The organism is Agromyces badenianii (genome assembly GCF_003070885.1).
GTDB lineage: Bacteria > Actinomycetota > Actinomycetes > Actinomycetales > Microbacteriaceae > Agromyces > Agromyces badenianii.
Genome location: NZ_CP028913.1, coordinates 427,240 through 444,124, shown reverse-complemented (window position 1 = coordinate 444,124; position 16,885 = coordinate 427,240). Strand labels below are relative to the sequence as shown.

Below are 16,885 nucleotides of genomic sequence, written 5' to 3'. Positions count from 1 at the left end.
GCCTGATCCCATGGAATCACGGGGAGCGCCGGGCGGCATGGCCCGGCGAACCTTCCTCGCCGCCTCGCTCTCGGGCATCGCGACGGTCGTGCTCGCGAGTTGCACCTGGCCCGAGCCGAGCCCGAGCCCGGTGCCGAGTTCGGCCCCCGCGACCACGGCGCCGCCCGCGCCGACGAACGGCGTGCCGGCGCCGACGGCGATGCGCCGCTCGCGGTGGGGCGCCGACCCGTTCTCCCGCGGCGCCTTCAGCTTCGATGCCGTCGGCACCACACCCGAGCTGCGCCGGGCGCTCGGGCAGCCGGTCGGCGGTCGTCTCGTCATCGCCGGCGAGGCGACCGACGCCGAGAATCCGGGAAGCCTCGCAGGCGCTCGCGCCTCGGGAACGCGCGCCGCCGCCGACATCGCGCGGCTCGGCGAGGCCGGCGAACGGGTCGCCGTCATCGGCGCCGGCGTCGCCGGGCTCACCGCGGCCCGAGATCTCGTCGACGCCGGGTTCGAGGTCGTGGTGATCGAAGCGCGCGATCGGCTGGGCGGGCGAGCCCACTCCGTGGCGGCGACGGGGTTCGAGCGCCCCGTCGAGCTCGGCGCCGTGTTCACGGGCGACGATGAGGCCATGATCGACGCGCTGCACGAGGCATCCGTCGACACCGTGCCGTTCGCCGCCGAGGTCGCGGCGGCGACCACGGCCGGGCTTCGGGTGCCGATCCCGCCGACCGGCGCCGAGGCGATCGCGACGGCGAAGCACTGGGCGAGCACCCAGCCCCGCGACGTCTCGCTCGCGGCGGCGCTCGCGGATTCGGGCGCGGCGCCCCTCCCGGCCGAACCCGGTGCCGACGGCGTGAGCCCCGCCGACTGGCTCGCGCACACCATCAACAGCGGCGTCGCGCCGTCGACGGGTGCGGCGACCGCGGTCATCTCTGCCATCCAGTACGACCCCACGCGTCTCGAACATCTCGGCGAGCTCATCACCGGTCGGCTCTCCGACTACATCGACGAGCTCGCCGAGCCGCTCGACATCGCCGTGTCGAGCGTGGTCACGAGCATCGCCTACAACGACCGGCGGGTGAGCCTGCGGCTCGACTCCGGCGAATCGCTCAACGCCGACCGGGCGATCGTCACCGTGCCGCTCGGCGTGCTGAAGACCGACACCGTGCGGTTCAGCCCGGCGCTGCCGCTCATGCACCAGCGCGCGATCTCGCTGCTCGGCATGGGGGTCGTCGACACCGTGTGGCTGCGGTTCGAGGAGGCGTTCTGGCGAGCGGATGCACCGGATGATGCGGATGCCCCGGATGATGCGGATGCCCCGGGCGTGGCACCCGGCACCGAGCCGGCCCCCGCTGCGAACGTGCTGACGGTCGTCGGCGAGCTCTCGCCGGTCGCCGCCTGGATCGACGCCGGGATCGACTCCGGCGAGCCGATCCTCGTCGGCATCATCGCTGCAGCGCAGGCGATTCGACTCGAGGCGCTCGACGATCAGGCGTTCCAGGCCGCCGTGCTCGACGCCCTCGTGCCCTTCGCCACAACGCCCGGTTGACGGCGACGAGTCCGGCCGTCACGGCGACGAAGATCACGAGCACGAGCAGGCAGTACAGTCCGACCCCGAGCATGCCGCCGACCTGCGCCTCGTCGAGGAAGAAGTACGGGTACCAGCCGATGTCGGCGCCGCGGAAGAGCGTGTAGACGAGCCAGATCGAGGGGAACACGAGCACCCAGCCGATCGTCGACCACGGCACTCGAGGGTTCACGGCCATGACGCTGTCGGCCGTCCAGGCGATCGCGGCGAGCGCCGGCACCACGAAGTGCAGCACGGTGTCCGACCACGGCACCTCCATGCGGTAGTCGCGCGTCGAGGCCTGCGCGACGATGATCGCGAACACGATGCCCGAGACGAGCACGTACACCGTGACCATGGTGCGGATGATGCCGAGCCAAGCCGGGTCGCGCGGTGCGAAGAGCGCGAACGCCGCCGCGATGCCGAGCGTCACGACCGCCGCGAAGGCCGACTGCACGGTGAAGTAGCTGAAGAAATTGGCCGTCGCGAAGAGCCGGAAGCCGAGCACGTACTGGAAGTTGCCGATCAGCGCGACGATCTCGAGTGCCGCGATCAGCAGCCGGAAGACGCCGAGCGCCCGCCGGGCCCGCACCTGCTGCGCGTCGTCAGCGCTGGTGCGTCGCGAGCCGGGCATGCTTCAACGCTAGCCGCCCGCACGGGTCGAGGAGCCGAGCGTCGGCGCGCGCACCCGAGATGCGCGCCGCCTCAGTCGAGCGGCCGAAGAATCCGATCGAGGAACCGGCGGGTGCGCTCGTGCGTCGGGTTCGTGAAGATCGCGCCCGGCGCACCGCGTTCGACGACGACGCCGTCGTCCATGAAGAGCACCTCGTCGGCGGCCTGCCGCGCGAAGCTCAGCTCGTGGGTGACGACGACCATGGTCCAGCCCTCGTCGGCGAGCTCCTTGATGACCTGCAGCACCTCGCCCACGAGCTCGGGGTCGAGTGCGCTCGTCGGTTCGTCGAAGAGCAGCAACTGCGGCTTCAGCGCGAGGGCGCGCACGATGCCGACCCGCTGCTGCTGCCCGCCCGAGAGCTCGAACGGGTACGCGTCGCGCTTCTCGGCGAGTCCGACGCGGTCGAGCAGAGCGGATGCCTCGGCGATCGCCCGCGCCTTCGGCACGCGTTGCACACGCACCGGCCCCTCGATGACGTTCTCGATGACCGTCATGTGCGGGAACAGGTTGTGCTGCTGGAAGACCATCGCCGAGCGGTCGCGCAGTGCGAAACGCTGGGCCTTCGAGACCGGCTCGGCGAAGTCGAGCGACGGACCGCCCGCGAAGTCGATCGTGCCGCCGTCGGGCGTCTCGAGTCCGTTCAGCGAGCGAAGCACCGTGGTCTTGCCCGAGCCGCTCGGGCCGATGAGCACGACGACCTCGCCGCGCCGCACTTCGAGGTCGATCGAGCGCAGCACCTCGTTGTCGCCGAACGACTTGCGGATGCCCCGCGACGCGAGCAGCACCGTGTCGTCGGGCTCCCCCGCCGGGGCGAGCGGGTCAGTGTGCGACATAGCGATCCAACCTCTTCTCCAGAAGGCCCTGCCCGCTCGAGAGCACGAGGCAGAAGAGCCAGTAGACGAGCGCAGCCTCGAGGTAGAGCAGCATGAACTCCTGACTGAACGCGGCGATCTGCTGCGCGACGCGGAACAACTCGGTCACGAGGATGAGCGAGGCGAGCGAGGTGTCCTTCACGAGCGAGATGAAGGTGTTCGAGAGCGGCGGCACCGACACCCGAGCGGCCTGCGGCAGGATGACTCGGCGCAGTGTCGTGGCGTGCGACATGCCGATCGTGTACCCGGCCTCCCACTGCCCCTTCGGCACCGAGAGGATCGCGGCCCGGATCACCTCGGCGGCGTAGCCGCCGACGTTGAGCGAGAACGCGATGATCGCGCTCGGCCACGGGTCGATGGTGAGGCCGAGGGAGGGCAGCCCGTAGAAGATCACGAAGAGCTGCACGAGCAGCGGCGTACCGCGGATCACCGAGATGTAGAACCGCGCGACGTTCGAGAGCACGCGGTTGGTCGACAGCCTCATGAGTGCCACGCCGAGCGCGAGCACGAGGCCGATCGCGAAGGAGGCGAGGGCGAGCGGGATGGTGCCGCTCACCCCGCCCCACACGATCGGCCAGAAGGATTCGAGGAACAGCTGCCAGCCGCTCAACGCCTCACCGCCTTCGTCCGTTGCAGGACGACGCTACTCGGAGACGTCTTCGCCGAAGTACTTTTCGCCGAGCTCGGCGAGCACGCCCTCGGCGCGGAGCTCGGCGAGCGCGGCGTCGACCGCGGCGGCGAGGTCGGTCTTGTCCTTCGTGAAGGCGAGCGCGCTGAGCGAGGGGTCGTCGGTCTCCGCGGCGACCTCGATGCCCGACTGGCCGTTGGTCTTCACGTCGTCGAGGTAGGTGAGCTTGTCGTTGATGGTCGCGTCGACGCGGCCCTGCTGGAGCAGTGCGACGGCCTGGGCCCACCCCTCGACGGCCTCGACGTTCGCGCCCGACTCCTGGGCGAGGGTGTACCAGTTGCTCGTGAGCGACTGAGCGGTCGTCTTGCCGGCGAGGTCGCCGAATCCCGAGATCGAGGTGTCACCCTCCTTGACGACGATGACGCCCGGCGAGACCGTGTACGCCTCACTGAAGAGGTACTGCTCCTCGCGCTCGGGGTTGATCGACACCTGGTTCGCGATGACGTCGAAGCGCCCCGCGTCGAGACCGGCGAAGATCGCATCCCACTGGGTCTCCTGGAACTCGATCTCGAGGCCGAGCTTCTCGGCGACCGCCTCGGCGACCTCGACGTCGTAGCCCACGAGCTCGCCCGCGCCGCCGTCGTGGAAGCTGAACGGACGGTACGTGCCCTCGGTCGCGACCGTGAGCGTCCCGGCCTTCACGAGCCCGTACTCGTCCTCGGCCGCGGCGTCGCTCGAGGCCGGAGCCCCGCTCGAGCAGGCGGCGAGGGCGACGACCGTGACGGATGCCGCGGCGAGGCCGAGCAGGGTGCGAACCCGGGGTGTACGAGACAAGTGAAGCTCCGTTCGTGGGGAGGTGCGGCTGTGCGGCGACGTCGTGTGCGCCGGGTCGAGTCCATCACGGGCCCGCCCGTGATGAGAACGGAGTTACCCCGCGCTTCATTCCGGAGCCGGCGGATTCGCCGGGCCCCGGTTGCATGCCGTTCGCGGCATACCGTGCCGAAGGCGCCTCGCGCAAGCCCTCCCGCTCCCGGTGTTGCCGTCGATAGGCTGGCCGCGGCGATGGAGACCCGCTCCGTCGCCGTGGTGCACCCACACCGATCGGAAGGACTCCCCCAGCCGTGATCACCCTGTCCTGGCTCCTCTTCATCGCCCTCATCGGCGGCGCCCTCGCCCTCATCGACGGCATCCGGCGGCTGCGCGGCCGCGGCGGCTCGACGGTCGTCGGCATCATCGAGGTGATCGTCGCCGCACTGTTCGTGTTGTCGCTGTTCCTGCCGGGTATCCCGTTCGGTTCGATCGTGCTCGGCATCGCGACGCTCGTAGTGCTGGTGGTCGCCCTCATCACCCGCGGCCGCACCGGAGTGTCGCTGACGATCGCCGCGATCGTGCTCGTCGCCGTGTGGCTGATCCTCGTCAACCGCTGGCTCGTCATCCCCGGCATCAACTGAGCGTTCTGAGGCATTCACATGAAGGGGCGGCCCGTGCGGGCCGCCCCTTCATCGTGTACTGAGCCCGGCTACCCGGTCGGCCCGGTGACGAGCAGGCCGTCTTCGCGGCGCGGGATGCCGAGCGGGTTGCCGTCGGCGAGTTCGGGCGGCAGCACTCCGGCCGGTGCGTCCTGGTAGGCGATGGGCGTGAGCCAGCGCCGGATCGCGGTCGCGCCCACCGAGCTGTGCACCGACGCGGTGGTCGCCGGCCACGAGCCGCCGTGATGCTGCGCCCACGCGATGGCGACGCCCGTCGGCCAGCCGTTGAACACGACGCGGCCGGCCACACGGCCGAGCGCGGCCGTCAGCTCGGCCACGTCCTCGCCCGGCGCGTGCTGGATCGTGCCGGTCAGGGAGCCCTCGATCGCCGCGAGCGCCACGGCGAGCGCGCCCTCGTCGGCGTAGCGCACGAGCACGGTGAGCGGCCCGAAGCACTCCTCGAGGAACACCTCCCGGGCGGCCGTGAAGGCCTCGATCGACGTCGCGACGACGACGGGAGCCGCGACTACCGCGGCATCCGGGGCCCGCTCGCCTGCGAAGACGAGTTCGACGTCATCGCGCGCGACGAGCGCCGCCGACCCCGCGTCGAAGGCGCTCGCGATGCCGTCGGTGAGCAGCGCCTGGCTCGGCGCCTCGGCGAGCGCGCCGACGAGGGCGGCCTCGAAGCCCGCGACCTCGGGCACGAACACGAGCCCGGGCTTCGTGCAGTACTGGCCGCCGTCGCGGGTGAACGAGCCGGCGAGGCCCGACGCGATGCCCGAGGCATCCGCTGCCGCCGCTGCCGCGGTCACCACGACGGGGTTGATCGAGCCGAGTTCGCCGTAGAACGGGATCGGTGCCGGCCGAGCCGCGGCGAGGTCGAAGAGCGCTCGCCCGCCGCGGGTCGAGCCGGTGAACCCGACGGCCGAGACGAGCGGATGCCGCACGAGCTCGGCGCCCGCGTCGAACCCGTCGACCAGGGCGAGCGCCGACGCCGGGGCGCCCACCGCCGCGAGAGCCGCGCGGCCGAGTTCGGCGACCCGCCGCGACAGCCGCGGATGCCCGGGATGCGCCTTCACCACGACCGGGCAGCCCGCGGCGAGCGCCGAGGCGGTGTCGGTGCCGAGCACCGAGAACGCGAACGGGAAGTTCGAGGCCGCAAAGACCGCGACGACTCCGAGCGGGCGGAGCATGCGCCGCAGATCGGGGCGCGGCGGGGTGAGGGAGTCGTCTGGGGAGTCGAGCGTCGCCTCGACGTAGGAGCCCTCGACGGCGACGCCCGCGAAGAACCGGAGCTGGGAGACGGTGCGCGTCACCTCGCCGGTCAGGCGTGCCGCGCTGAGCTGCGTCTCCTCGGCGGCGAGGGCGACGAGCTCCTGGCGGTGCGCCTCGAGGGCCTCCGCGAGCGCGGTCAGCCAGCGAGCGCGGTCGGCGCGTAGCGAGCGCTCGAAGCCGGATGCCGCGGCGAGCCGCACCGCGATGTCGACGTCGGTCGCGGCATCCGTCACGATCGGGTCGTCGGCGCGTCGCGCCTCATCGCGCGGCGCGATGCCCGCGGCATCCGCTGCCCTGTTCGTCTCAGCCATGTCGTCCTCCCACGTCGGCGCCGTTCATTCGGAACCCCACCCGTCCATCAGAGTCCCACCACCCGCGATCCGTCGATCTTCGCCCCATGCGCGCCATCGAAGGGCGAAGATCGACGGATCGACTCGTAATTGAGACCGAGAGTCGGGGCGAGTCGAGACTCGGGAAGGACGTCGAGAGCGGGAACGGCTTCAGAACGCATTCAATCCCGTGAGCTCGCGGCCGAGGATCAACTGGTGGATCTCGTCGGTGCCCTCGTAGGTGCGCACCGACTCGAGGTTCGCCGCGTGCCGCATGACCGGCCACGCGTTCGTGATGCCGTCGCCGCCGAGGATCGCACGCGCCTCGTGCGCGATCGCGAGGGCCTCGCGCACGCTGTTGAGCTTGCCGACCGAGATCTGCGCCGGGGTGAGCGCGCCGCGCTCCTTGAGCCGGCCGAGGTGCAGGGCGAGGAGGATGCCCTTCTCGACCTCGAGGAACATGTCGGCGAGCTTCGCCTGGATGAGCTGGTTCGCGCCGATCGGCTTGCCGAACACCTCGCGGTCGACCGAACGCGAGATCGCCGCCTCGAGGCACGACCGCGCGGCGCCCATCGCCCCCCAGACGATGCCGTAGCGGGCCTCGTTCAGGCAGCCGAACGGCCCCGAGAGGCCCTTCGCACCCGGCAGGATCGCGTCGTCGCCGACCCGCACGCCCTCGAGTGCGACGTCGCACTGCACCGAGGCGCGCATCGAGAGCTTGCCGTCGATCGGCGTCGCCGTGAAGCCCGGCGTCGAGGTCGGCACGAGGAACCCGCGCACCGCGCGCCCGCCGTCGCCGCCCGCGAACGACGGGTCGTCGACCTTCGCCCAGACGACGGCGACGTCGGCGAGCGACGCGAGGCCGATCCAGCGTTTCGCGCCGTCGATCACCCAGCCGTCGCCGTCGCGGCGCGCGGTCGTCGTCATGCCCGCGGGGTCCGAGCCGCCCTGCGGCTCGGTGAGCGCGAAGCATCCGACGAGGTCGCCCGCGGCCATGCCGGGCAGCCACTGCTGCTTCTGCTCCTCCGAGCCGTACTTGTGGATCGCGCTCATCGCGAGCGAGCCCTGCACCGAGACGAAGGTGCGCCAGCCCGAGTCGGCGGCCTCGAGCTCGAGGCACACGAGGCCGTACGAGACGGCGCCGGCGCCGGCGCATCCGTAGCCCTGCAGGTGCATGCCGAGAAAGCCGGAGTCGCCGAGCTCCTTCACGAACTCGCGGCGGAAGTGCCCGGCCTCGAAGTCCTCCTCGATGACCGGCAGCAGTCGCTCCTGCGCGAACGCGCGGGCCCGCTGCTGCCACTCGCGCTCCTCGGCGCTGAGCAGCGCGTCGAGGTCGAACACGGCGTCGATCGTGGGAGCGTGGGTCACGGGTGCGGTCCTTTCGAAGGGGTCGGATGCCAGTCTGCCCCCGCATGCTCGTCGAGCGCGGGCGGCGGGGTGCGGTAGACGGCGGGGCTCGCCGAGAGGCCGATCGGATTCGCGATCGTGCGGCTCGTGGCGGCGCCTGCCCCGATCTCGGCGACGGGCTCGAGGCCGAGCGCCTCGCCGAACGCGATCGCCTCGGCGACGTCGTTCACGAGGCCCGCGGGCACGCCGGCGCTGCTGAGCGCCTCGACCCAGTGCGCAGCGGATGCCCCGGCGAGCCGCTCCTCGATGAGCGCCGTGAGCTCGGCGCGATGCGCGACGCGGTCGACGTTGCCCGCGAACCGCGCGTCGTCGGCGAGCGTCGGGACGCCGAGCACCCCCGCGAGCGCCCGGAACTGCTTGTCGTTGCCCACGGCGATCACGAGCTCGCGGTCGTCCGCGTGGAAGACCGCGTAGGGCGCGATGCTCGGGTGCGCGTTGCCGAGGCGCGGGGGCGGGGTGCCGGTCGCGAGCGTCGATGCGGCCTGGTTCGTGAGCGCCGAGAGCAGCCCGTGCAAGAGGTTCACCTCGACGCGCTGGCCGTGCCCGGTGCGTTCGCACTCGCGGAGCGCGAGCAGGATGCCGGTCACCGCGTTCTGCCCCGTGAGCACGTCGACGAGCGCGACGCCAGCCTTCGCGGGCTCACCGCCGGGGGCGCCCGTGATCGACATCAGCCCGCCGACGGCCTGCACGAGCAGGTCGTAGCCGGCGAGCGCGGCGCCCTCCCCCGTGCCGAAGCCCGTGATCGAGCAGTAGACGACGCCCGGGTTCGACGCCCGGACCTCGTCGTACGAGAGTCCGAAGCGATCCATCACTCCGGGCCGGAAGTTCTCGATGACGACATCTGCGGATGCCGCGAGCCGACGCGCCTCGGCGAGCCCCGCCGCGTCCGTCAGGTCGAGTGCGACCGACCGTTTGTTGCGGTTGACGCTGCCGAAGTACGTGGCCCGGCCGCTCGCGTCGACGGGCGGGCGCCAGTGCCGGGTGTCGTCGCCCGCGGGCGACTCGATCTTCACGACGTCGGCGCCGAAGTCGGCGAGCATCATCGTGGCGTAGGGGCCGGCGAGCACCCTCGAGAAGTCGGCGACGCGCACTCCGGCGAGCACCCCGGCCGACGCGCCGGAGGAGACGGCTGCCTCGTCGTCGCTACGCCGCGCGTGCATCCCATCCGCCTTCGCATGTCGGCGGCCGCTTCGCCGCTCCGATTCATCCTATCTTGAATGATTTCCGCGTGCGCCGCCATCCCGGCCCGCCCGCTCGACTAGCCTGAACGCATGGAATCGAGGGTGGGACCAGGGGCACGCGAAGCCGTGTTCGCCCAGCTCTCCGACACAGGCCGAGCCGAGCAGGTCGCGCAGCGCCTCACCGACGGCATCGTGCTCGGCGCGGGTGAGCGCCTGCCGAGCGAACCCGACCTCGCCCGTCGCTTCGGCGTCGCCCTCATCACCGTGCGCGAGGGACTCGGCATACTGCGCGAGGCCGGACTCGTCGAGACCCGCCGGGGCCGCGACGGCGGCAGCTTCGTCGTCGCCGACGACGCCGACCACCGCTCGCTCATCACGACGCGACTGCGCGGCCTCGCCCAGGTCGAACTCAGCGACATGGCCGTGTACTTCGGGGTGATCCTCGCGGGCATCGTCGAGCGGGCCGCCGAGCGCGCCTCGGACTCCGACGCCGAGCGGCTCACGAGCTGGCTCGCCGCCGCCGACTTCGGCGCAGCGGCATCCGCTCGCACCAATCAGGGCGGCTTCTTCCTCGAGCTGGCCGTGCTCAGCCAGTCGGCCAGGCTCGTGCACGAGCAGATCCGCCTGCAGGCCGAGTTCGGCCCGCTGCTGCTGCTCGGTCTCGACGGCGAGCAGGCGCGGGCGGATGTCGCGGCGCACGACCTGGCGATCATGCGCGCCGTCGCGGCGCACCGCCAGGCGCGCGCACGCGAGGCGGCCGGCCGACTCGTGCGGGGCCTCTCGGAGCACCTCCTCGCGGCCAAGGCCCGCATCGAGCGGGGAGGTGCACTCGATGAGCCGATCAGCGCCTGAGGTGGCCGCCAGGGTCGGCGAGGTGTTCGCGGGGGTGTTCGACCAGCTCGCCGACTGGCGCCGCCCCATCGAGTCGGTCGTCGACGCCTCGCCCGAGGTGCGACCCGCCGAGCTCGACGCGGTCGTCGCCGAACTCGTGCTGCCCCGCCTGACCGAGCCCGACCCGCTGCTCGTCGGCGCCGGATTCATCGCCGACGGCGAGATCGTGCGCGACCGCGACGTGCACTTCGCATGGTGGCTCGGCGCGCTCGAGGCGAATCCGGTGCTCGGCTCGACGACCGCGCCGACGCGCCTCGACCTCTCCACCCGCGGGTACACCGAGTACCTGCGCGACTTCAGGGCGCTCGAGTGGTACTCGATTCCGGCGAGCACGCGCCGCACCCACGTGACCGGGCCCTACGTCGACCACCTGTGCACGTGCGACTACATCCTGACGCTCACGATGCCCGTGCACGCGAGGCCCGGCACCGGCGCCGGCACCGGCATGGTCGGGGTCGTCGGCGCCGACATCACGGTGCGCCGCCTCGAACGAGAGCTGCTCGCCGCCTTCCTCGACGTGCCCGAGCGGCTCGCACTCGTGAATGCGGCCGGGCGCATCGTGCTCTCGACCGATCCGGCGCTGCCGGTCGGCCAGCTCACCGGCGGCGCGGCGCTCACCGAGGCGTGCCAGGGCACCCCGTTCCGGGTGCTCGTCGAACCCGTCGCTCACCCCGTGGCATCCGGGTCGTTTTGAATCATCCGCTGTTATATGTTTGAAGTGAGCGTATGCATCGCGGCAGACGAGGCTCTGGCGTGTGCGCACCCGAGAAGGAGAACTCCATGAGCTATGCCGTGACCAATCCTGCGACCGGAGAGACCGTCAAGACGTATCCGACGATCACCGACGCCGAGCTCGAGGCCGCCATCGCCTCGGCCGACGAGACGCACCGCACCTGGTCGCGTTCGACCAGCGTGGGCGAGCGCGCCGCGCTCATCCGCCGCGTCGGCGAACTGCACCTCGAGCGCCGCGACGAGCTCGCCGCGATCATCGTGCGCGAGATGGGCAAGCCGATCGAGCAGGCCTACGCCGAGGTCGATTTCAGCGCCGACATCTACGCGTACTACGCCGACAATGCCGAGTCGCTGCTGAAAGACGAGTCGATCGAGCTGCTCGCGGGCGAGGGCTCGGCGCTCATCCGCCGGAGCTCGCTCGGTGTGCTGCTCGGCATCATGCCGTGGAACTTCCCGTACTACCAGGTCGCCCGCTTCGCCGGCCCGAACCTCGTGATCGGCAACACGATCCTCCTGAAGCACGCCGAGCAGTGCCCCGAGTCGGCCGCGGCCATCGAGCAGATCTTCCGCGACGCGGGCTTCCCCGAGGGCGCCTACGTCAACATCTACGCCTCGCACGACCAGATCGCCGCCGTCATCGCCGACAAGCGCGTGCAGGGCGTCTCGCTCACGGGCTCCGAGCGCGCGGGCGCCGCGATCGCCGAGGTCGCCGGGCGCCACCTGAAGAAGGTCGTGCTCGAACTCGGCGGCTCCGACCCCTTCATCCTGCTCTCGACCGACGACCTCGACGCGACCGTCGAGGCGGCCGTCGCCGCGCGACTCGACAACAACGGGCAGGCCTGCAACGCCGCCAAGCGCTTCATCGTCGTCGAGGAGCTCTACCAGCCGTTCCTCGACAAGTTCAGCGCAGCGATCAGCGCGGTCGAGACCGGCGACCCGAGCAAGGAGGGCACCGGCCTCGGCCCGCTCTCGTCGGCGAAGGCGACCGAGACGCTCACCGAGCAGGTCGAGCGGGCCGTCGCCCAGGGCGCGACCCTCGTCACGGGCGGCACCGCCGAGGGCAACTTCTACGCGGGCACCGTGCTCACCGATGTGAAGCCCGGCTCCGACGCGTTCCACGAGGAGTTCTTCGGCCCGGTCGCGCAGGTCTTCAAGGTCGCCGATGAGGCCGAGGCCGTGCAGCTCGCCAACGACACCCCGTTCGGGCTCGGCTCCTACGTCTTCACGACCGACGCCGAGCAGGCGCTGCGCGTGGCCGACTCGATCGAGGCCGGCATGGTCTTCGTGAACGTCGTCGGCGCCGACGGCGCCGAGCTGCCCTTCGGCGGCATCAAGCGCTCGGGCTCGGGCCGCGAGCTCGGCCGCTTCGGTGCCGACGAGTTCGTCAACAAGAAGATGATCCGCATCGGCTGAGGGCCGAAGCAGAGCGGATGCCCCGGGGCTCGTGCCCCGGGGCATCCGTCGTCTCGGCGGCGCTAGCGCTTCTTCTTCTCGTCGATCTCGTCGCGTCGCAGCAGGATGATGCGATCGACGAGCGAGTCGGGCAGCGGATGCTCCGGCGTGAACCTGATCGTGCCCTTCGCCCACGAGTACCCGTCGAGCTCCGACGAGACCGCCTCGATCACGGGCGGGCTGTACGGGTAGAGCCCGATGTGCTCCTTGGCCTTCATGACGCTGAGCAGCGGCGAGTCCCGGTAGCGCAGCGCCGGCATGCCGTAGCTGACCCCCTCGACGGCGTCGGGCACGAGCGCGACCGCGCGGGCCCTGATGCGCTCGATGACGTCACGATCGGGCTCCTCGAGCCCGGCGATGTAGTCGCTCATCTCCCCCATGGCCGCCATGCTACGCCGAGCGGCTGCCGAGGCATCCGATCGCCCCGCGAATCCGGGCCGTCGTCGAGCGAGCCTGTCGCGGCCGCCCGGGGAGCTGAGGCCTACGCTTGACGCATGATCCGCAGACACGTCGTCGTGCGCGGCATGGTGCAGGGCGTGGGCTTCCGCTACTCGGCCAGGCTCGAGGCCGCCCGCCTCGGCATCGGCGGCTGGGTGCGAAACCGCGCCGACGGCACGGTCGAGGCCGAGATCGAGGGCGACGACGCATCTGTCGAGGCGATGCTCGCATGGCTCGCGAGCGGCCCGCCCGAATCGATCGTCGAGGGCATGGATGTCGCGGAGCGCGAGCCGGTCGGCGAAGGCGCGTTCGACGTGGCGGACTGAACGTCAGTGCCGAGGTGCGTCGATCGGGCTCACGACGTCGGCGAGTTCGCTGAGCAGCGCCGCGAGTGCGCGCGCCTCTGCCGCTTCGACGACGGCGCCGCGCTGCAACCGCTCGGCCCACTCCCGAGCCGTCGCGGCGAGCGGTTCGACGGCCGGGTCGAGCGGCCCCCCGCCGTCGCGGGAATCGCCGCGACCGGCGAGCTCGGCGTCGATCTCGGCGCACACCGGAACCAGACGCCCATGCGCGGCCGAGGTGACGATCCCGTGCTGGAAACCGGGCCCCTCGATGGCGGCGACGATGCGGTCGAGGGTGCTCTTACGCACGAGGGCACGCTCCACCACGAAGGTGCGCCGCGCCTGCCGGCCGCATCGCACCCGGCGCAACCCGGTCTCGAATCAGGGGGGTGCCGATCATGCAGCAATCCTCTCAGATGCGCGACGCCGGCCGATGTGAAATCGGCGTCCTGCCGCCCGCATCGACGGTTTCGGGACGTTCGGTACTCGATCGTGACGCCATGTGTCGGTCAGGTCCAGTACGCCGTGGCGACGGTGAGGGTGGCGACCGACGCGAAGACCGCTGTGGTTCGTTCACTCATGCCGCCAGCGTACGCCGCCCCGCTGTCGGCGCAAGGGCGCGAGCCCATCGGGGCGATGCGACCGCCGACGACGACGAAGGGCCCGCCGGCGAACCGGCGGGCCCTTCGTGCAGTCTGCTTCGAGACTAGATGGCGTTGACGTCCAGCGGGATGCCGGGGCCGAACGTGGTCGACACGGCGCCCTTCTGGATGTAGCGACCCTTCGAGCTCGACGGCTTCAGCCGCAGCACCTCTTCGAGGGCGGCCTTGGCGTTCTCCTCGAGCTGCTCCTGCGTGAAGGAGGCCTTGCCGACGACGAAGTGCACGTTGGCGTGCTTGTCGACGCGGAACTCGATCTTTCCGCCCTTGATGTCGGAGACGGCCTGGCCCACGTTCGGGGTCACGGTGCCGGTCTTCGGGTTCGGCATGAGGCCGCGGGGGCCGAGCACCTTGCCGAGACGGCCGACCTGGCCCATGAGCTCGGGGGTCGAGACCGCCGAGTCGAACGCGGTGTAACCGCCGGCGACCTTCTCGATGAGCTCGGCGCCGCCGACCTCGTCGGCGCCCGCCGCGATCGCAGCCTCGGCCGCGGGGCCGGTCGCGAACACGATGACGCGGGCGGTCTTGCCGGTGCCGTGCGGGAGGATGACGGTGCCGCGCACCATCTGGTCGGCCTTGCGGGGGTCGACGCCGAGCTTCAGCGCGACCTCGACGGTCGAGTCGAACTTCGCCGAGCCAGTCTCCTTCGCGAGGGCCACGGCCTCGCTCGGGGTGTAGAACTTGCCGTCTTCGATCTTCTCGGCCGCGGCGCGGTAGGCCTTGGACTTCTGTGCCATGTTGCTTCTCCTTGAGAGAGTGTGGTCATCTGCGCCTGGCGGGCGCTGCCACTGATGCTGAGTTCTGGTGAGCGGATGCCGCGTGGCATCCGCCGGTCTCGGGTCTCGACGCGCGCTTCGCGCACCTCGACCGGCGAGACGGAGGCCTATTCGACCGTGATGCCCATCGAGCGAGCGGTGCCCGCGATGATCTTCGACGCGGCGTCGAGGTCGTTGGCGTTGAGGTCTACCATCTTCGCCTCGGCGATCTCGCGCACCTGCGCCTGGGTCAGCTTGCCGACCTTGGTGGTGTGCGGAACGCCCGAGCCCTTGGCGACGCCGGCGGCCTTCTTGATGAGCTCGGCGGCGGGCGGGGTCTTCAGGACGAAGGTGAACGAACGGTCTTCGTAGACCGTGATCTCAACGGGGATGACGTTGCCGCGCTGGGCTTCGGTCGCCGCGTTGTAGGCCTTGCAGAACTCCATGATGTTCACGCCGTGCTGACCCAGGGCCGGGCCGATGGGCGGGGCCGGGTTCGCGGCGCCGGCCTTGATCTGAAGCTTGATCAGACCGGTGACCTTCTTCTTCGGTGCCATGATTTCTCTCTTTCTGTTCGAACGCCCCGGTTGCCGGGGCACTCTCCCGCACGCCCGGCCGTTCCGGGATGCGGTGATCTGTGTACTGTTTCAACCCTGCTGACGCAGCACAACCCTCCGATGATACCGGAGGGCCGCTGCGTGCTGTCTGGGAGGTTAGAGCTTGGTGACCTGGTCGAAGCTGAGCTCGACCGGGGTCTCGCGCTCGAAGAGCGAGACGAGCACGATGAGCTTGCCGCTCTCGGGCTTGATCTCGCTGATCGTGCCGGGCAGGCCCGCGAACGAGCCGTCCTTGATGGTGATCGTCTCGCCGACCTCGAAGTCGACCTCGGCGGGGATCGCGCGGGCGGCACCCGTGGCGGCGCCGGCCTTCGCACCCTTGACGGGGGCGACATCCTTGATCTCGACGAGGCTCTTCAGCATGCCGAAGGCCTCTTCGAAGCGGAGGGGGGTCGGGTTGTGCGCGTTGCCGACGAAGCCCGTGACGCCCGGAGTGTGGCGGATGACCGACCAGCTCTCCTCGTTGAGGTCCATGCGCACGAGCACGTAACCGGGGATGCGCACTCGGGTGACCATCTTGCGCTGGCCGTTCTTGATCTCGACGACGTCTTCCATGGGCACTTCGACCTGGTAGATGTAGTCGGCCATCGCCATCGACTCGCGTCGCTGCTCGATGTTCGCCTTCACGCGGCGCTCGAAGCCCGCGTAGGAGTGGATGACGTACCACTTGCCCGGAAGGAAGCGGAGCTCGGCGCGGAACTCCGCGTACGGGTCGGCCTGCTCCTCTTCTTCTTCGATGACGGCTTCGGCCGCAGCCTCGGCCTCTTCGACGGAGTCGATGTCGAGGGCGTCGTCGATCACGGCGTCTGCCTCGGGGTCGCTCGACTCGGCCATCGCGTCGAGCACGGCGTCGAGGTCGACGTCGTTTCCTTCGTCGTCGACGATGTGCACGGCCCGCTGCTCGGCCGGCTCGACCGATTCCTCTTCGTGCTCGAGCACGCTGCCGGTCTGCGCCTCGTCGTCTTCAGCCGACTGCTCGGCGGCCGTGGCCCAGTCGACGTCGTCGTGCTCAGTCCTTGACACTTCTCTCAATCCTTTTCTCCGGTGCGCCAGCGGCGAACCGGATCCGTCGAACCCGAAGGTCCGATCAGACCCCCGGTGTTCCGAAGACGTACAGCACGACCCAGCCGAACACCTGGTCGAACGCCCACACGATCGCCATCATGATGACGACGAACACGAGCACCACAGTCGTGAAACTGAGAAGCTCTTTGCGGGTCGGTGTGACGACCTTCCTGAGTTCGGCGATGACCTGCCGGATGAACAGGGCGACGCGCGAAAAGGGGTTCCGACGCGCCGCGCGATCGCGCTTCGCGTTGGCGACGACGTCTTCACTCGGTTCGTCGATTACTTTCCGTGCCACCTCGTACACCTTTCGTGGGCCGGCATTCACTGCCGGCTCGCAGGGCGGACAGGACTCGAACCTGCAACCTGCGGTTTTGGAGACCGCTGCTCTACCAATTGAGCCACCGCCCTATGGAACGACCGGGTGACCGGGGCTGTTCCACCGGTTGCTGAGTGCACCACGATCAACTGCGTTTCTTCACCAGGTGAGAGCCCGAAAACAGGCGCAGAAAATCTTGGCTGAGTTCAACAACCTCACCAAGTGTATGC

At 70.5% G+C, this 16,885-nt stretch carries 19 protein-coding genes and 1 tRNA gene; 6 read left to right on the top strand and 14 right to left on the bottom strand.

Features of this window, described 5'->3' with window-relative positions:
- Positions 1-10 precede the first annotated feature (10 nt).
- Complete coding sequence (locus DCE93_RS02090) at positions 11-1,534, top strand: flavin monoamine oxidase family protein (protein WP_108594427.1); 1,524 nt, start codon at positions 11-13, stop codon at positions 1,532-1,534.
- Here DCE93_RS02090 and DCE93_RS02085 read toward each other — a convergent pair.
- The 4 genes from DCE93_RS02085 to DCE93_RS02070 all read right to left on the bottom strand — a co-directional run bounded on the left by DCE93_RS02085 (position 1,431) and on the right by DCE93_RS02070 (position 4,559).
- Positions 1,431-2,186, bottom strand: a complete 756-nt coding sequence (locus DCE93_RS02085) for a Pr6Pr family membrane protein (protein WP_108594426.1) — start codon at positions 2,184-2,186, stop codon at positions 1,431-1,433. The genes DCE93_RS02090 and DCE93_RS02085 overlap by 104 nt on opposite strands.
- A gap of 71 nt (positions 2,187-2,257) precedes the next feature.
- Positions 2,258-3,058, bottom strand: coding sequence for an amino acid ABC transporter ATP-binding protein (locus DCE93_RS02080; RefSeq protein ID WP_108594425.1), 801 nt, complete (start codon positions 3,056-3,058; stop codon positions 2,258-2,260).
- Positions 3,045-3,707: an amino acid ABC transporter permease gene (locus DCE93_RS02075; protein ID WP_205647456.1), complete on the bottom strand. Its 663-nt coding sequence runs from the start codon at positions 3,705-3,707 to the stop codon at positions 3,045-3,047. The genes DCE93_RS02080 and DCE93_RS02075 overlap by 14 nt, the downstream gene beginning before the upstream one ends.
- 33 nt (positions 3,708-3,740) lie before the next feature.
- On the bottom strand, positions 3,741-4,559 hold the full coding sequence (locus tag DCE93_RS02070) for a transporter substrate-binding domain-containing protein (RefSeq protein WP_244284216.1): 819 nt from the start codon (positions 4,557-4,559) through the stop codon (positions 3,741-3,743).
- 287 nt (positions 4,560-4,846) lie between these two features.
- Here DCE93_RS02070 and DCE93_RS02065 point away from each other — a divergent pair, with 287 nt between their 5' ends.
- Positions 4,847-5,176, top strand: a complete 330-nt coding sequence (locus tag DCE93_RS02065) for a hypothetical protein (protein ID WP_108594424.1) — start codon at positions 4,847-4,849, stop codon at positions 5,174-5,176.
- Between the two features lie 68 nt (positions 5,177-5,244).
- On the opposite strand, the gene DCE93_RS02060 is transcribed toward DCE93_RS02065, so the two are convergent.
- The 3 genes from DCE93_RS02060 to DCE93_RS02050 all read right to left on the bottom strand — a co-directional run bounded on the left by DCE93_RS02060 (position 5,245) and on the right by DCE93_RS02050 (position 9,365).
- Positions 5,245-6,780: an aldehyde dehydrogenase family protein gene (locus tag DCE93_RS02060; RefSeq protein WP_108594423.1), complete on the bottom strand. Its 1,536-nt coding sequence runs from the start codon at positions 6,778-6,780 to the stop codon at positions 5,245-5,247.
- A gap of 189 nt (positions 6,781-6,969) precedes the next feature.
- On the bottom strand, positions 6,970-8,166 hold the full coding sequence (locus DCE93_RS02055; RefSeq protein WP_205647455.1) for an acyl-CoA dehydrogenase family protein: 1,197 nt from the start codon (positions 8,164-8,166) through the stop codon (positions 6,970-6,972).
- Positions 8,163-9,365, bottom strand: coding sequence for a CaiB/BaiF CoA transferase family protein (locus DCE93_RS02050; protein WP_205647454.1), 1,203 nt, complete (start codon positions 9,363-9,365; stop codon positions 8,163-8,165). The genes DCE93_RS02055 and DCE93_RS02050 overlap by 4 nt, the downstream gene beginning before the upstream one ends.
- Before the next feature lie 111 nt (positions 9,366-9,476).
- Here DCE93_RS02050 and DCE93_RS02045 point away from each other — a divergent pair, with 111 nt between their 5' ends.
- The 3 genes from DCE93_RS02045 to DCE93_RS02035 all read left to right on the top strand — a co-directional run bounded on the left by DCE93_RS02045 (position 9,477) and on the right by DCE93_RS02035 (position 12,422).
- Positions 9,477-10,238, top strand: a complete 762-nt coding sequence (locus DCE93_RS02045) for a FadR/GntR family transcriptional regulator (RefSeq protein ID WP_108594422.1) — start codon at positions 9,477-9,479, stop codon at positions 10,236-10,238.
- Positions 10,219-10,971: a PDC sensor domain-containing protein gene (locus tag DCE93_RS02040; protein ID WP_146184917.1), complete on the top strand. Its 753-nt coding sequence runs from the start codon at positions 10,219-10,221 to the stop codon at positions 10,969-10,971. The genes DCE93_RS02045 and DCE93_RS02040 overlap by 20 nt, the downstream gene beginning before the upstream one ends.
- 86 nt (positions 10,972-11,057) lie before the next feature.
- Complete coding sequence (locus DCE93_RS02035; RefSeq protein ID WP_108596526.1) at positions 11,058-12,422, top strand: NAD-dependent succinate-semialdehyde dehydrogenase; 1,365 nt, start codon at positions 11,058-11,060, stop codon at positions 12,420-12,422.
- 62 nt (positions 12,423-12,484) lie between these two features.
- Here the strand turns inward: DCE93_RS02035 and DCE93_RS02030 are convergent, their stop codons facing one another.
- On the bottom strand, positions 12,485-12,841 hold the full coding sequence (locus DCE93_RS02030) for an iron chaperone (RefSeq protein WP_108594420.1): 357 nt from the start codon (positions 12,839-12,841) through the stop codon (positions 12,485-12,487).
- 114 nt (positions 12,842-12,955) lie between these two features.
- Here DCE93_RS02030 and DCE93_RS02025 point away from each other — a divergent pair, with 114 nt between their 5' ends.
- A complete protein-coding gene (locus DCE93_RS02025; RefSeq protein ID WP_108594419.1) occupies positions 12,956-13,225 on the top strand; it encodes an acylphosphatase in 270 nt (89 codons plus the stop codon).
- 3 nt (positions 13,226-13,228) lie between these two features.
- Here DCE93_RS02025 and DCE93_RS02020 read toward each other — a convergent pair whose 3' ends face one another.
- The 6 genes from DCE93_RS02020 to DCE93_RS01995 all read right to left on the bottom strand — a co-directional run bounded on the left by DCE93_RS02020 (position 13,229) and on the right by DCE93_RS01995 (position 16,747).
- Positions 13,229-13,549, bottom strand: a complete 321-nt coding sequence (locus tag DCE93_RS02020) for a hypothetical protein (RefSeq protein WP_133411868.1) — start codon at positions 13,547-13,549, stop codon at positions 13,229-13,231.
- Positions 13,550-13,946: 397 nt separating this feature from the next.
- On the bottom strand, positions 13,947-14,636 hold the full coding sequence (gene rplA / locus DCE93_RS02015) for a 50S ribosomal protein L1 (RefSeq protein ID WP_108594417.1): 690 nt from the start codon (positions 14,634-14,636) through the stop codon (positions 13,947-13,949).
- Between the two features lie 146 nt (positions 14,637-14,782).
- Positions 14,783-15,211: a 50S ribosomal protein L11 gene (gene rplK, locus DCE93_RS02010; protein WP_108594416.1), complete on the bottom strand. Its 429-nt coding sequence runs from the start codon at positions 15,209-15,211 to the stop codon at positions 14,783-14,785.
- A gap of 156 nt (positions 15,212-15,367) precedes the next feature.
- The gene (gene nusG / locus DCE93_RS02005) at positions 15,368-16,294 is read right to left on the bottom strand and encodes a transcription termination/antitermination protein NusG (RefSeq protein ID WP_108594415.1); all 927 of its coding nucleotides are present in this window, start codon (positions 16,292-16,294) and stop codon (positions 15,368-15,370) included.
- 64 nt (positions 16,295-16,358) lie between these two features.
- Entirely contained in the window at positions 16,359-16,634 is a 276-nt protein-coding gene (gene secE / locus DCE93_RS02000; protein WP_108596525.1) for a preprotein translocase subunit SecE, read from the bottom strand.
- A gap of 40 nt (positions 16,635-16,674) precedes the next feature.
- Positions 16,675-16,747: transfer RNA gene (locus DCE93_RS01995), tRNA-Trp, on the bottom strand.
- Positions 16,748-16,885 lie beyond the last annotated feature (138 nt).

What these genes read in the sequence shown, in the direction of transcription:
- DCE93_RS02060 (WP_108594423.1), bottom strand. Translation starts at nt 6,780, where the DNA reads ATGGCTGAGACGAACAGGGCAGCGGATGCCGCGGGCATCGCGCCGCGC.
- DCE93_RS02030 (WP_108594420.1), bottom strand. Translation starts at nt 12,841, where the DNA reads ATGGGGGAGATGAGCGACTACATCGCCGGGCTCGAGGAGCCCGATCGT.
- DCE93_RS02040 (WP_146184917.1), top strand. Translation starts at nt 10,219, where the DNA reads ATGAGCCGATCAGCGCCTGAGGTGGCCGCCAGGGTCGGCGAGGTGTTC.
- DCE93_RS02050 (WP_205647454.1), bottom strand. Translation starts at nt 9,365, where the DNA reads ATGCACGCGCGGCGTAGCGACGACGAGGCAGCCGTCTCCTCCGGCGCG.
- DCE93_RS02025 (WP_108594419.1), top strand. Translation starts at nt 12,956, where the DNA reads ATGATCCGCAGACACGTCGTCGTGCGCGGCATGGTGCAGGGCGTGGGC.
- DCE93_RS02090 (WP_108594427.1), top strand. Translation starts at nt 11, where the DNA reads ATGGAATCACGGGGAGCGCCGGGCGGCATGGCCCGGCGAACCTTCCTC.
- DCE93_RS02045 (WP_108594422.1), top strand. Translation starts at nt 9,477, where the DNA reads ATGGAATCGAGGGTGGGACCAGGGGCACGCGAAGCCGTGTTCGCCCAG.
- DCE93_RS02080 (WP_108594425.1), bottom strand. Translation starts at nt 3,058, where the DNA reads ATGTCGCACACTGACCCGCTCGCCCCGGCGGGGGAGCCCGACGACACG.
- DCE93_RS02085 (WP_108594426.1), bottom strand. Translation starts at nt 2,186, where the DNA reads ATGCCCGGCTCGCGACGCACCAGCGCTGACGACGCGCAGCAGGTGCGG.
- rplK (WP_108594416.1), bottom strand. Translation starts at nt 15,211, where the DNA reads ATGGCACCGAAGAAGAAGGTCACCGGTCTGATCAAGCTTCAGATCAAG.
- rplA (WP_108594417.1), bottom strand. Translation starts at nt 14,636, where the DNA reads ATGGCACAGAAGTCCAAGGCCTACCGCGCCGCGGCCGAGAAGATCGAA.
- DCE93_RS02035 (WP_108596526.1), top strand. Translation starts at nt 11,058, where the DNA reads ATGAGCTATGCCGTGACCAATCCTGCGACCGGAGAGACCGTCAAGACG.